Origin of the sequence: Pseudoalteromonas sp. UG3-2 (assembly GCF_037120705.1) — a bacterium.
Taxonomy (GTDB): Bacteria; Pseudomonadota; Gammaproteobacteria; order Enterobacterales; family Alteromonadaceae; genus Pseudoalteromonas.
The window spans coordinates 1998288-2013192 of the sequence record NZ_JAWLJU010000002.1 but is presented as its reverse complement, the minus strand read 5'-3'; the positions used below and the strand labels follow the sequence as shown (position 1 = coordinate 2013192).

Below are 14905 nucleotides of genomic sequence, written 5' to 3'. Positions count from 1 at the left end.
GTGGTTATGGAATATCAATTTATCCGCGATCCTATTTCGGGGTTTGCGGTGCGCTGTAGTGATGAACATACCTTAGTGGCACGTTGGTTAAACGATGAGCTCAGCCATCAAGCCGCCGCGCAATTGCTGACAACATTGCAAGGCTTCACGCCAACAACGCCTGAGCTGATGATCCCAGGAAAAGAGATCCGCGTTACCTTCACAGCACAAGAAGCAGTGTTCGAGAGTCATGCATTGTTTCATGATGATGAACAGTTGCAGTGTTACCAAGAAGATGCCTTGGCCGTTGATGAGGCAGGGCTGTATGCTGTGTGTGGCTATGAAGACTTTATCGAGTTGCTACAACAGTGGGTCGACTTTATTACGGCGCGGCGCTAGCAATCCGCCGCGAGTGATAGGTTAACAGCCAACCCGGACTGTTGCCGTTATTTTGGCGTGCCGTACAGTTGCTCTGCACGATTAAATAACACCCACGAGGTGAGGATGTATTTGTCGTTAGAAATCGGCATGTTACCGCGGTGAGTATGGGTAAAATAACCCGGTGCGATCACCATCGAGCCGCACTTAGGTGCAATTTTACGGTTTTGATAGTAAAACTCGGTTTCGCCCCCTTCTTCGACATCATTAAGATAAAACATAAACAGTAATATCCGATGCAGCGCTTCATTATGGTCGTGTTGCGGGTACACTTCGCTATGCCAGTAGGGGTAACCACCTTTATTGACTTGATAACGCTGAGCCTGAATAGGGCCAAGTCGAAATAGCTGTTGTGCTAACACAGGTAGCTGTGGCTTACCCACTTCGGCAAAGTTATCAACGGTTAAGTCAACGGGCTGGCCTGTTTTTGGGTGGTATACCTTGAGTCCAAATGCACCAATCAGCATAAAAAAGTGCTCTTCTAGATAGTTAAACAGGTGCTTAGCCGTAACTTGTTGAATATGCTGTAGCTGTTTGGCATAGTCTGGGTAAGAGTTGAGATAGAGGTCGTGACTTACTTTTTTGCTTAAATCGACACCACCCGAGGTTGTCCCCGGCTTTAAATGGGGGCTTTGCTCAAATGTCTGGACAAACTCATCGCAAAATTCTGAACTGAGTGCGTTATCGTAAACGCGAATAAAATCACTCATGTGTTTCCCTAGTTTTTATTGGAGTTATTATGTTGTCTGAAAAGCTGATGCCGCGTTTTAGTGATACCGACGTGCTTGGACATATTAACAATACCGTACTCCCTGTATGGTTTGAAGCTGCGCGTACCCCAATCTTTAAAATTTTTACTCCAGAACTGGATCCTAAGCAATGGAAGCTCATTGTGGCGAAAGTAGAGGTGACGTTTAAAGGTGAGCTGTTTTATGGCCAAGAAGTCGAAATTAAAACCGCCATAGAGCGTATCGGCAACAGCTCCTTTGTGATTAATCAGCAAGCGTGGCAACATGGCCAGTGCTGTGCCGAGGGCAAAACCACCATGGTGCGTTATGATTTTGCCGCGAAAAAGGCGCAGGCCCTAAGTGATGCTGAACGCGAGGCGCTTACGGCTTATCTGCTTGAGTCTTAAATTGGTGGCCAATTGCAGCTGAAATACAGGGTTTTACTGTGTAGGTATAGCCATATTGTGCGCTATCGTCGGGTTGGATCTCGAGTATCTCATAGTCATTGAGCTCAATAACATTAGTGCCAGGGGCATGCTCACAGCGAGACCCCTCATCCGACTCAAAACGAAAAATAAAATACGCTAACAGCGAGTTAAGGGCATCATTGTAGTTTTTCCCCTGCTGTGTCGGTTTGTCTTCTTCACTCAACAGCAAGCCCGATGAAGCTGCTTTAGGCTGGGGAAGGTCACCCTTTTGCTTAGCTAACTCTTGCTCAATTTCTACTGGAGTTAAATTAGGGTTTATCGTGGCTTGGATCCCTATGCCATTAAAGCTAAATCCTTGCTCTGTCACTTTTACATCATTGGCAAAACTGGCCAGAGTATCCGAAGCGCCAGAGCGGGCCACAGCAATTAGCAAAAAGGCAAGCAATACAAAACAGAGCACCAAGCGAATCACCGCCGTGGTTACGGGAAAACGGTAGTGATTTTGATGCCAAAATGGCTTAATACCAAAGGGTTTTAAAACAAACAGTAGCACCACATAAAAGGTCATCAACAGCTGCAATAGGATAAGCGCTAAGGTGCTGGTGATAAAAAACCAAGTGGGCAGTGATAACAACACGCTGAGGTTGTGCGTATAGGGAAAATTATCGGTGCTGACACCGGTGAGGTCGTTGATGCGGCCATCGGCTTGTACTAACACGAAATTAGCGATAAACGCATAGAATAGCAGTATCACTGCTTTACCGGGAACGCTATGCCAAAAAGTCATGATCCGAGGCCAAAACTCGTAGCATAATGCCGTTACTGTGGTGATTAAAATTAAGCCATTGATAAGGTAGTTATCGACGGCTTCAGCCACGCTATACACCGCTAACACAAAGGCTACGAGGTAATAGCGCTGAGGCAAACTAAGACTTTGCCAAAATTGACTACAAGCAAAGCGCAGCTTAGCCATTAATGCCGTAACGTTTTTCGGAGCGAGCAGTTGGTGCATAATCGTATTGTTATCGTTATTATGCACCAATCATAGAGGCTTTTTTAGATTAAGACAATAAAGGCTTCAAGTACTTACCCGTGTGGGAAGCATCACAAGCGGCGACGGTTTCTGGTGTACCAGAGACCAGGATCTCGCCACCACCGGCTCCTCCTTCCGGCCCTAAGTCGACAATCCAATCGGCGGTTTTGATAACATCCAAGTTGTGCTCAATCACCAGTACCGTGTTGCCATGATCGCGCAAGCGGTGTAATACCAGCAATAATTGCTGGATGTCATGGAAGTGTAGACCCGTAGTTGGCTCATCGAGTATATACAAGGTTTTGCCGGTATCGCGTTTAGATAGCTCGCGCGCCAGTTTTACCCGCTGTGCTTCACCGCCTGAGAGCGTGGTTGCCGCTTGACCAAGACGAATATAAGACAAACCGACATCCATTAAGGTTTGCAGTTTGCGGTTGATGGCTGGAATTTTTTCAAAGAAGGCTTGAGCATCTTCTACCGTCATTTCCAGCACTTCATGGATGTTCTTGCCTTTGTACAGCACCTCTAAGGTTTCACGGTTATAGCGTTTACCGGTACAGACATCACAGGGCACATAGACGTCGGGTAAAAAGTGCATTTCTACTTTTATTACCCCGTCACCCTGACAGGCTTCGCAGCGTCCGCCCTTAACATTAAAGCTAAAGCGGCCCACTTTATAGCCACGTGAACGGGCTTCTTGCGTGCCAGCAAATAACTCACGAATAGCGGTAAAAATGCCGGTATACGTGGCTGGGTTAGAACGCGGTGTACGACCAATCGGACTTTGGTCAATATCGATGACTTTATCAAAGTGATCTAGTCCGTGAATGCTATCAAACGGCGCCGGTTCTTGCGTAGTGGCACCGTTGAGCTCTTGGTGTGCCAATTTGAACAGCGTATCGTTGATGAGTGTCGATTTACCTGAACCCGACACCCCAGTAATACAGGTCATTAAGCCCACTGGGACGGTTAAGTCGACCCCTTTTAAGTTATTGCCGGTGGCGCCCTTTAACTCGAGCCATTTATCGTCGCTTTGATGGCGTTGCTCAGGCACAGCAATGCACTTTTCACCGCTGAGGTATTGTCCCGTGAGTGACTCTGGACTGGCCATGATTTGCTCTCTGTCGCCTTCGGCAATCACATAACCGCCATGCACCCCAGCGCCAGGACCAATATCAATAATGTGATCAGCGGCGCGAATGGCGTCTTCATCGTGTTCCACCACAATAACGGTATTGCCGAGGTCACGCAGGTGGGTGAGGGTTTTTAGCAAGCGATCGTTATCACGCTGATGCAGGCCAATAGAAGGTTCGTCGAGTACATACATAACCCCTACAAGCCCAGCACCAATTTGACTGGCTAGGCGAATACGCTGAGCCTCACCACCAGAAAGCGTATCAGCGCTACGCTCCAGTGAGAGGTAATTGAGGCCAACATTGGTTAAAAATGACAGCCTATCGCGGATCTCTTTTAACACTTTGTCAGCGATTTGGGCTTTTTGGCCTTGCAGCTCCAGCTCACTGAAAAACGCAAAGGCATCACCGATACTCATGGTGGTTACGGTGGGTAAATTGGTGCTGCCGATAAACACATGACGGGCTTCTTCGCGCAAACGCGAGCCATGGCAACTGGGGCAAGCTTGGCTGGTTTGATACTTAGCTAACTCTTCACGTACGGAGCTGGACTCGGTTTCACGATAGCGGCGGTTCATATTGTTGAGCACGCCCTCAAACTCATGATTACGGGTGATCAAATCGCCTCTGTCGTTGCGGTATTTAAACGCCACCTTGGTACGCCCTGAGCCCTCAAGTACCACTTGTTGAACCTCTTGCGGTAAATCTTGAAACGGGGTTTCTAAATCAAAGCCATATTGATCGGCAACGGAGCTGAGCATTTGGAAATAATAAAAACTGCGTTTATCCCAGCCTTTAATGGCACCACCGGCTAAGCTTAACTCGGGGTTATGAACCACGCGCTTAGGATCGAAGTACTGTTTCACGCCTAAGCCATCACAGCTTTGGCAGGCGCCAGCAGGGTTATTAAATGAGAACAACCGCGGTTCGAGCTCGCTCATGGCGTAGCCACAAGTTGGGCAAGCAAAGTTGGCCGAAAAGACCAGTTCATCCGCAGCACTGTCGTCCATGTAAGCGACCTGCGCAATGCCATCGGCCAGCTCTAAGGCCGTTTCAAATGACTCGGCTAAACGTTGTTCTAAACCGGCTTTTACTTTGAAGCGGTCAACCACTACTTCGATGGTGTGTTTCTTTTGTAGCTCTAAGCTCGGTGGATCGGATAAGTCACTCACTTCGCCATCGATCCGCGCCCGGATAAAGCCTTGACTGGCCAGCTCTTCAAGTAGTTTTACGTGTTCGCCTTTACGGTTTTTTACCACCGGGGCAAGCAGCATTAGCTTACTGCCCTCGGGCAATGCTAAAACCGTGTCGACCATTTGACTGATGGTTTGTGCTGCTAACGGCAAATCATGGGTAGGGCAGCGCGGTTCACCAACACGGGCAAACAGCAAACGCAGATAGTCGTATATTTCAGTGATTGTCCCCACGGTTGAACGTGGGTTGTGGGACGTAGATTTTTGCTCGATAGAAATCGCTGGCGACAGACCTTCGATGTGATCGACATCGGGCTTTTCCATTAAGGATAAAAACTGTCTAGCATAAGCCGAAAGTGACTCAACGTAGCGACGTTGGCCTTCAGCATATAAAGTATCAAACGCTAAAGAGGATTTCCCTGAGCCCGACAGCCCAGTGATCACGATTAGCTTATCTCTAGGAATAGTAAGAGAAATGTCTTTTAAATTATGGGTGCGGGCACCCCTGACTTCTATTTTATCCATACGACCCTTGTGTCTATTGTGTGCTTTGTAACGAACAGCGCTGCGTGGCTATCATACTGAAATATGAACCTGTCATACAGAGTTATGAGGCGGACAGGTTAACCTATCCCAGCTAGATTACCAATTGCATTGGTGGTTTTAGTTATTTTGGCATAAAAACAGTGTCTAGCAGCAAACTTAATGACGCTCATGGTGTGGTTAAATCATACCATGAGTGTAAATGACTAACCGCGATGGCGTTAAGGTTCACTTGTAACAGCAAGCGGACACTGCCTGTGGCGCATGCACATTAAAACGTTCGCTGCAGTCTCATTAGATCATATTCACTGCAAATAGCTCGACAATTGCGACGATAACCCTGCTGGTGATTTTATTGTGGTCCTCGCTATAAGTTGGCAAAAGAGTTTGTTAAACTTGCGCAGATTTTCGATAGTGGTGAACTCTGCTTTATGGCCAATGACTCTTTGAATTCAACAGAAAAACGAGCGGCACTTTCCCTTGCCGGCGTGTTTGCTTTTCGTATGCTGGGCTTATTTATGCTGATGCCTGTGTTGGCTATTTACGGCCAATCACTGCAAGATGTGTCGCCGTTATGGATTGGGCTGGCAATTGGCGCTTATGGCTTAACGCAGGCGCTATTGCAGATCCCGATGGGTTGGCTATCGGATAAGCTTGGTCGCAAACCGGTGATCCTAGCAGGTTTGTTAGTGTTTACTTTAGGTTCAGTCATTGCGGCGCTGTCGGAGTCAATCTACTGGGTGACATTTGGTCGAGCACTGCAAGGGATGGGGGCCATCGCCAGTGCCTTATTGGCTTTGGCAGCTGATTTGAGTCGCGATGAGCAACGCCCCAAAGTGATGGCGGTGATTGGCATGTGTATTGGTATGAGCTTTGCCGTGGCCATGCTACTTGGGCCCATGGTGGCCGCTGCCTTTGGTATTGCCGGAATATTCTGGCTCACTGCAGTGTTGGCCGTATTGGGTATGGTGATCATCTTATTTATGGTGCCCAATGCCGTTAATAAAGCACCAAAAGGCGACACCATCGCTAGCCTCGACGACATCAAAAAGTTAATCAAACACCCGCAATTACTGCGACTCGACCTTGGCGTGTTGTTGTTGCACTTGACCCTTACCACGATATTTGTTGCATTACCGGGGCAGTTAATTGCTGATGGTTTAGTGGCAGATAAACACTGGCAGCTGTATATTCCGGTGTTTTTGCTCGCATTTGTGCTTATGGCACCGATGATGATAGTAGCGATACGCAAAAATAAGGAAAAGCAAACATTTTTGTTCTCCATTGCTATGCTCATTATTAGCTCGGTGATCTTGTATTGCTTTGTCGACTCGCTGTGGGTCATCGCTGCAGCCATGTTGATCTATTTTATCGCTTTTAACTTTTTAGAAGCGACGATGCCGGCCTTGGTGTCGCGTATTGCCCCGGCAACCCAAAAGGGCTCTGCCATGGGGGTGTTTTCCTCGGGGCAGTTTTTAGGGGCATTTTTAGGTGGCGCTTTAGGTGGTATGTTGGCACAGCATTTTGCAGTCGATACCATATTTGCTGCCACAGCCGTAATTGGGGTAATATGGCTTGTTATTGCATGGGGCATGCAAGTGCCACCTAAGAGCAAAGCAATAAGCTTAGTTGCTGCAGTTAAGAGCGAGCAACAAGCAGCGGAATTGGCGAACCAATTGGTTTCATTACCCGGAGTTCTTGAAGCCACCGTAGTGAGCGATGAAAATCGCAGCTACCTCAAAGTAGACGATAAAGTTTTTGAATTGAAGCAAGCCAAGCAAGTGCTGGGTTTGTCATAGTGTGAGGAGAAAATGCCATGGCACGTGGTGTTAATAAAGTAATTTTGGTAGGTAATTTAGGCCAAGACCCTGAGGTTCGCTATATGCCAAACGGTAATGGTGTAGCGAATATCAGCATCGCAACAACCGACAGTTGGAAAGACAAAAACACCGGTCAGCTGCAAGAGCGAACTGAGTGGCACCGTGTCGTTTTATTTGGCAAGCTAGCAGAAGTTGCTGGTGAGTACTTACGTAAAGGCTCACAGGTGTATATTGAAGGCCGTTTGCAAACGCGTAAATGGACCGATCAAAGTGGCCAAGACAAATACACCACTGAGATTGTGGTCGATATGGGCGGTCAGATGCAAATGCTAGGCGGCCGTGGTGAGCAGCAAGGCCAAGGCGGTCAATATCAGCAAGGCGGCCAACAGCAAAACAACTTTGGTCAGCAACAGAGCTATAACCAAGCGCCGCAGCAACAATACTCGCAGCAGCAAAGCCAAAATAGCCAAGCGCAAAGTGGTCAACAAGGTGGCTTTGCACCGCAGCAGCCACAGCAAGGGGGTCAGCAGCAGTCTTCTGGTTTTGGTAACCAGTCAAATCAACAGGGCGGCTTTGCTCCGCAGCAGAACCCAAGTCAAGGGTCACAATCTGGTGGTAGCAGTAATCCGATGGAGCCGCCAATTGACTTTGATGACGACATTCCGTTCTAATTTCTGATATATATAAAAGTGTAGATATAAACCGCTTTTAATGAAAAAGATTATTCAAACCCAGTGTTAAAACTGGGTTTTTTATTTATCCAGCGAAGCTGGCAAACGCCTGGTTCTGAAAGAAGTGATAGGAAGTCAGAGGTCGCAGCGTAAATGAATCTGGTCGGATCAACTCGAACAGCTGGATTTTCGGGGCATGGCTTAGAGTTGATTAAACTGAATTAGTCTCGACTTTAGCTGCATAATATTTTTTCCAACGATAAAACGTATCTCTGGATATCCCCAGTAGCGACAGGTCTTACTAACGCTTCTGGTTTGTTTTGCGTGATCTAAAATCTTAAGCTTACGTTTAACTTTTTGTTCTTCTTTTCTGTTCATCTAAAACCTCAACTAACACAAGGTAAATATACAAAAATGTGTCAGCCAAGGTCTAAAGATTCACACTTCAAAAATAATACTGCAATGAAACTTCTACGAAATCATCTTGCTTAAAATAATGCAACACGTCTACTTTACCTTTGGCGTTAAAAACCCTTGCCTCAGCTGTTAGTTTCCATGTGTCAGATAAGCGGCTTGATGCTTCAATAAAGCTATAATTACTCGAAGATACATCCAGGTCTTGGACATATCCAACCAAAAATTCCGACGACGCAATGTCGTTCAAGATCACCCTTGCCCCCACCATAAAATCATTCTGCGCTATAGATAAAACTTGGCTATCACGATCATCGTATTGGTACTCAACTATCCATCCTACATCGTAAGCGGTGTTGAAAACACCATATTCTGTATATTCAAAGCCGGAGACAAATGCATTATAAGTATCTATAGTCATTCTCCGCTGGACTGCCTCTAACTTCAATAACCAACTACCAGAAGTGTACAAAGCCTCTAGACCAACTTGTTGCATTTGAGGGTAGTAAGCTGTCAACTTTGACTTCTCCCACTCTTCACTAACAATAAAGCTAGGCTCTCTAGTGGTACCGTCAAAATAAGAAATTGCGCCCTCCCAATTATCTCCAAAATAAACCCACCTTGTAGCTATATCTATGTGCTTCTCTTTTTGGCCTGACTCATATAAGTTACCTTCATCATGAACAGGTAAAGTAAAACGAAGACGGCCTGTTTCATCAGGATATTCTCTTGCACGAAAGTAAGGCAAAACGAAAAATGAAGCACTCCCCCAACTTTTCGAGATTTCGAGATTAAGCATCGGCTGCCCTAACTTATCTTCCCCGTCGACTCCTCCCAATATATCTGTCTGATTAATAGTATCAACTAAATGAAAAGACTCCGTTTGACCCCAAAATACTTTGCCGATTCCCGCTCGCATTGCCCACGTATCTTGATTATAAACCCACAAAAGCTCCCTAATATCAGCAGTATTTCTAGTTTCATGATTATCTAACTGAAAAAAAGGTTTAAATACGACACTTTGCAATCCATCATCCCAAGTCAATGTATATTCAGTTTCAAACTTTATAACACTAGAAGAGGAAGATTGTTTCGCTTGGGCTGGCGACTGCCAGAACATACGCTGTTCAAATGCCAGTTCTGCACTAACTGTACTTTCAGCAGCTACAAAAAAAGAAAAGCTTGAAATAATTATGGGTATTAAAACAAATCTCAACAACATAAACTCCTTGTTGTAAACAATGAACAGCAAGTTGCTCCCTGCTGCTCATATTAAAAGGAAAAGTCAAACAGCTATTTAGAAAACACGCTTTAATTGCGCTTGGCTAAAGTGACTATCACTAAAACCATTTCGGTAAGTAACTTTTTCAAGTAAAAGATCTGTACTTTTTCCAGTTTGATGATTAACCATCTTCATAGTATGAGGGCGCCAATAAGCTTCTAAATAGTTTTTATAATCAGTTAATTCCAAAGTTTTTAACAATGAACCTCGCTTATCGAAGAAATTTGTCTTATGTACTCTGTAATGCTCTGAATCAATCCAGCTAATGCGTTTTTGGTACCCTGAGTATTTGTCTTTTGGATAAGACTCAACAACATAACAGGTTAACTCTCCGCATGCTTCTTGGCGAAGTAGTTTATAGTCACTTTTTTCAACCTCAAATGAACTAAGATCTTCATAGGAGAACTCACTCCCCATAAATGGACCTGACTTATTGGACGACGAAATTCTTTTAGTCCGCTTTAATGCTGGAAGATATAACCATTGGTCATCATCAGTTGCAATGTGGCTAATGCTCAATAATGCGGTCCCTTTAATATCCTTTGGGAATGAAAAAACATTAATAGACTTATCCCCATCACCATGCACTTCAAGTACTTTAGCAGATAACTTTCGTATACTTTCTTCACCATGCGCATTTCGTAAGATCATTGTGCTTTTAGCGCTATAATCACCCCAACCCGTATCACGCAACTTACGCTCTTTGGCGATATCTAAACCTGATAATCCATCTATATTATTAGCTGAAACTGAGAAGCTAAGAAGCTGGGATGAAACCATAACAGCGTAAAATAATTTTTTTATTTTCATTCTATTTAATTCCTTTAATTATAAATTGTGTTTGCAAACCTTCTTGACCATCATCTTGAGATTCAGCATGGTAGTCATTTAATATTTTTCTACTATCTAAATCCCAAGGCTGATAAGTGAATTTAAAATATTCGAAGAAATCTTTTAAAATCACACGAAATACGCCGTCTTTTCCAACTAAATGGCTTAATAGCTGACCGAAGAAACGTCGTTTATTTGGGGAGCGAAACCCCAAATAAATACACCTTGCAAAAATACCAGGTAACAAGAGTAAGAAGAAGCCAATTACGAACCCTATAAAGCGAGAAAAATAGCCTCCGTTTAATGCCTTATGCACATCAAAACACACCGATTTATGTGCAACTTCTTCAAGGGCATGCCATTGCCACATATCAAATAAAGCTGGGTCTGCTTTATCAAACCACCGCTCAGGACGCTCAAGACCACGATGACCGAGGACTGCTGTTAAATGCTCTACAAAAACAAAAATGCCAATAAAAACTTTTTTACTGAGGCACTTACTGAGGAACTTAAGCAAAAAATAATCTACTTTTTCAAACTTTTCTAAGCTGGGATATTTGGCAAGTAGCATGCGATTCAGTTCATCATGAGTATGAGCATGTGCACTTTCTTGGCGACAAAACATACGTGCTTCATAAAGTAGCTTTTCATCCTCAATAGTATGTAAAACGTCACTCACAGCCTTGATAACATAAGTTTCTACAGGCGGTAGAACACAGGATATAACATTCCAAAAGTGACTTTTACCTTCATTATTGTCATTCCATGTCGATAAATCTTCACCTTTATAAGTGAAATTGATTTTTACGGGGCTAAAGTCAACCCCCTTTGGAGTAGAACTATGACTCATTACCTGGCTCCAAATATAAAGAGTGTGAATTAATTAATTCAGGCAAACCACTTTTAGCATTCGCTTCTAGTGCCAACTTTTTCTCAGCTTTGGTCGCAAAGCGCTGATCCCAATCTAATAACATAGGTACTGATACTCGGTGCCAAATAGGAGGGATAGTTGATAACAGTATTGAGGCCATATAACCGAGCGGAAGGTCAGCTGCTGTAGGCTGAATTTCCAAATCCCAGTATGGTTTCCTTGCATTCGCATGGTGGTCAGAGTGACGTGTTAAATTTAGGTAGTTGAAGGTGGACATAACATTTCTGCAATCCCAGCTATGCCTCGGTTCAACTTTTTCTCCTGGTACCCTAACCAACCCATAATGCTCAATATAATTAACGGACTCAAACAGGAACTTAGCAACAAAAATAAAGATTAAATAACAAATCAGACCATTAAAGCCGCTCAAAAAATAGCAACATAGTGCAAATATTGAAGTAAGTAATAGCCCAGAAATAACTTGATTACTCAATCCATATGGATTCTTCTTCAATCTGCGTAAACGATTTGTTTCAAACTCCCATGACTCTTTATATTGACCTAACGATGAGCGAATAAAGAATGCATAAAGGTTTTCCCCTCTACGAGCGGTTGCTGCATCTAAAGGTGTTGCTACATTTTTATGATGAGCATAGACATGAGAAATTGAGAATTGACTATCACCCACTAAGGCAAGCGCTAACTTTCCGAAAAACATTGAGGTTGGTTTTTCTAGTCTATGTGTTAATTCGTGACCGATTAAGGTATTAACGCTGAAATAAAAGCCGCATGCCATCGCAGATAAAAGGCCATCTTTTAAAGTAAATGCAGCGTGTGACTCTAGGACTTTTAGACTAGTATTCTGCTCTATCCAAGCCCCAAAACCAAACAAATCGCCAGGTGCTATTTGCCACATGAGTACAAACAAACCAACCATAGTCAGAGGCACTTGCACGAACAATAAAAAATCTAAGAACCACTTGTGTTGATAAGCTGGTTTAGCCGTATATTTAGGTAAAAGGTTATCCAGTACGACTTGTAATACGATCACACTCATCGGCAAAAAAATTGCGAGACTAGAGCCATGTATCAACAGTAGAATCATAGCTGGACTAAATACAAATGCCATGGCCATGAATCTTATATATTTAATCATATTCTATTCCTTGTAAAATTATGCAGGCATATCTGCTGCAGCCTGTTCTTCATGGCTTGCCAATGCTTTATTTCTATCCAAAAGTAAAATCAAGCTAGGTAGCAGCAAAAAGTCCGCAATGAAAGCGACCACAATCACGATACTGGTAAGCGCGCCCATCTGTTGGTTAACCTCAAAGCCTGACTGTGCTAGTAACACGAACCCAGCTGATAGCATTAAGGTAGTCCCGAATAAAGCGGGGCCAACTTGCTCAAACGTTGCTACAAGCGCTTGGTTTGGAGACATCTTTTCATTTCTACGATTTCGCAAATACTTAGTCATAAAGTGAACCGTATCATCCACGACGACCCCCATTGTCATTCCTACTACGACAGAAATCGCCAACCCCACATGACCAACCAACAGCCCCCAAACACCAAACCCAATAGCTGCCGGCAGCAAGTTAGGTACTAAACTTAATAAACCAAATTTCAAGCTACGCATTGGTACGATTAATAGCAGTGAAATTAAAATAAGCGCAAAAACTGTTCCGGTAAGTAACGAACGAATGTTTCTCTCTGAAATATTTGCGAAAAGAATTGTAGTACTTGCTGCTTCTGAAGGTTTAATGGGCCCCTGACTAGATGCAATCCATTCATTCGTTGCTTTTTCTAAATTTAAAAGCTCAATTGTAGATAAGTTTGCTGTTCGAATAACAAAGTGTGTCGATGATTTTGATACGTTGACCATATTGTTGAGGTCAAGCCCCATTGGTAATGAGAGTTCATAGATAAGCAATAGCTGTGCTGCTAGCTCTTGGCTTTCAGGCACTTTATAATAATTGGGATCTCCCGCATGGAATTTCTGATTCAGCTCTTTGAAAATGTCAGACATACTATGAACGTGTACTACGCCCGGTTGACTTCTCGCCCAAGTAGTTAATGCATCTAGTTGAGATAAATACTCTGGCGATGCTACTGCTCCTTGCTGCTGCGCATCTAACCCCCAATCTAATCGGTATAAGCCTGTAAGGTGTTCATTTACAAAATCACTGTCGTTCCTGAACTCGTAACGATCATCCATCCATTCAATAAAACGGTCGTTTAACTGTAGTTTGGTAATGCCAAAGCTGCTGAGGATTGCTACTGAAATGAATAATGTGCAAATAAGTTTATTATTTGATATTACAAATGATGCTAATTTTGTATACACCCCTCCTGAACTTAATTTCACCTTTTTAGCCTTGAGCGGAAGAATTTTCAGTAATGCAGGAAATAAGAAAAGAGAGAAAAATACCACCAATATTAAACCACCAGCGACCATATTACCTAAATCGCGGTAAGGGGGAACATCACTCATGTTCATTGTTAAAAAGCCAATTGCTGTGGTTAGGTTTGTAATTAAGACAGGTGAAAAGTTAGCTTTCAATGTTTGCCGAATAGCATCAGACCTAAGGGTATCTCCTTGATAGTAGCTGTAAAATGTAATTACCATATGTACAGCATTCGCAACTGCCATCGTCATTACTATGGTTGGAGCACTCATTGAAGGGGCCATTAACACAATCCCCATCCAAGCCGAAGCTCCCATTGTTGAAATCATCGAAAAAACCATCAGTATGAAAACAGCAATGGCCGCTAAAATACTACGAGTAAAAATTACAAAGAGCACCAGAATTAATAGATACATTGCAGGCATCAAAGAAGCCATGTCTTTTTTAGTCGCATTCGTCATTGCGAAGTTATATGGCACACTTCCTGTGATATGAAATAGTAATTCAGGATACTTTTCACCATAAGCCTGTTTTAATTGGTATGCAGCATCCGAGATCTCTGTGATTTCTTCCCTTGGCTTTTCTGAAAGTCTCACTTCAATATTAATTGCTGTTGTAGTGCCACTTTGATTAATTAGACGATTTACTAATAAAGGATCTGAAGTGGCAATATCCTTAACTTTATCTAACTCAGCACGATTGAGAGCCGAGGGCTCCTCAACCAAATCAGATACTAAAATATCATCGATACCCTGAGGCCTTACATACTGATAATTGGTGATGCTATCAACACGTGTTGCGTATGGAATTTGCCAACCTTCTTCTGTGATGGCTTTAACAACCGCTAGATGCTCATTTGAAAATAAGTCACCGCTTTTAGCGCTCACTGAAATTAATACATTATCTGTTTTAGTAAATACTTGCTGCAACCTTTCCCACTCTAATAACTGAGGGTTTTCAGCACTAAAGTAGTCTCTGTAGTCATTACTAAATGTGAGCTGGTTGAGACCTTTTGCCAAGCCTAGAAACAGCATTAATGAAAAAAGCAGAATCCACCAAGCACGCTTGATGACAAATTCAGCCATTGAATTAGTACTTATCATTTATTTGTATCCTCTAAATATCCAATTAGC

12 protein-coding genes and 1 pseudogene are annotated in these 14905 nt (G+C 43.5%); 4 read left to right on the top strand and 9 right to left on the bottom strand.

The features are described 5' to 3' along the window. Positions 1–6: 6 nt before the first annotated feature. Entirely contained in the window at positions 7–378 is a 372-nt protein-coding gene (locus R3P39_RS12165; RefSeq protein ID WP_336567769.1) for a YacL family protein, read from the top strand. A gap of 47 nt (positions 379–425) precedes the next feature. Here R3P39_RS12165 and R3P39_RS12160 read toward each other — a convergent pair whose 3' ends face one another. Beyond that, positions 426–1127, bottom strand: coding sequence for a 2OG-Fe(II) oxygenase (locus tag R3P39_RS12160; RefSeq protein WP_336567767.1), 702 nt, complete (start codon positions 1125–1127; stop codon positions 426–428). Positions 1128–1156: 29 nt separating this feature from the next. Here R3P39_RS12160 and R3P39_RS12155 point away from each other — a divergent pair, with 29 nt between their 5' ends. Next, entirely contained in the window at positions 1157–1552 is a 396-nt protein-coding gene (locus R3P39_RS12155) for an acyl-CoA thioesterase (RefSeq protein ID WP_336567766.1), read from the top strand. Here the strand turns inward: R3P39_RS12155 and R3P39_RS12150 are convergent. Then, entirely contained in the window at positions 1527–2585 is a 1059-nt protein-coding gene (locus tag R3P39_RS12150; RefSeq protein WP_336567765.1) for a hypothetical protein, read from the bottom strand. The genes R3P39_RS12155 and R3P39_RS12150 overlap by 26 nt on opposite strands. 49 nt (positions 2586–2634) lie before the next feature. Then, on the bottom strand, positions 2635–5457 hold the full coding sequence (uvrA, locus tag R3P39_RS12145; RefSeq protein ID WP_336567763.1) for an excinuclease ABC subunit UvrA: 2823 nt from the start codon (positions 5455–5457) through the stop codon (positions 2635–2637). Positions 5458–5906: 449 nt separating this feature from the next. Here uvrA and R3P39_RS12140 point away from each other — a divergent pair, with 449 nt between their 5' ends. Both R3P39_RS12140 and ssb read left to right on the top strand, forming a co-directional pair. Continuing rightward, a complete protein-coding gene (locus R3P39_RS12140) occupies positions 5907–7274 on the top strand; it encodes an MFS transporter (protein WP_336569310.1) in 1368 nt (455 codons plus the stop codon). 17 nt (positions 7275–7291) lie between these two features. Beyond that, a complete protein-coding gene (ssb, locus tag R3P39_RS12135; RefSeq protein ID WP_336567761.1) occupies positions 7292–7966 on the top strand; it encodes a single-stranded DNA-binding protein in 675 nt (224 codons plus the stop codon). A 164-nt stretch (positions 7967–8130) separates the two neighbouring features. Here the strand turns inward: ssb and R3P39_RS18230 are convergent. The 6 genes and pseudogenes from R3P39_RS18230 to R3P39_RS12110 all read right to left on the bottom strand — a co-directional run. Beyond that, positions 8131–8344 (bottom strand): annotated as a pseudogene (locus R3P39_RS18230) (helix-turn-helix domain-containing protein); the annotation flags it as partial. Positions 8345–8411: 67 nt separating this feature from the next. Then, positions 8412–9602, bottom strand: coding sequence for a hypothetical protein (locus R3P39_RS12130; protein ID WP_336567759.1), 1191 nt, complete (start codon positions 9600–9602; stop codon positions 8412–8414). Between the two features lie 75 nt (positions 9603–9677). Continuing rightward, complete coding sequence (locus R3P39_RS12125) at positions 9678–10472, bottom strand: outer membrane lipoprotein-sorting protein (protein ID WP_336567758.1); 795 nt, start codon at positions 10470–10472, stop codon at positions 9678–9680. Between the two features lies 1 nt (position 10473). After that, on the bottom strand, positions 10474–11343 hold the full coding sequence (locus R3P39_RS12120) for a metal-dependent hydrolase (RefSeq protein WP_336567757.1): 870 nt from the start codon (positions 11341–11343) through the stop codon (positions 10474–10476). Beyond that, on the bottom strand, positions 11333–12520 hold the full coding sequence (locus R3P39_RS12115) for an alkane 1-monooxygenase (RefSeq protein WP_336567756.1): 1188 nt from the start codon (positions 12518–12520) through the stop codon (positions 11333–11335). The genes R3P39_RS12120 and R3P39_RS12115 overlap by 11 nt, the downstream gene beginning before the upstream one ends. An 18-nt stretch (positions 12521–12538) precedes the next feature. Then, positions 12539–14857, bottom strand: coding sequence for an efflux RND transporter permease subunit (locus R3P39_RS12110; RefSeq protein WP_336567755.1), 2319 nt, complete (start codon positions 14855–14857; stop codon positions 12539–12541). Between the last annotated feature and the right edge of the window lie 48 nt (positions 14858–14905).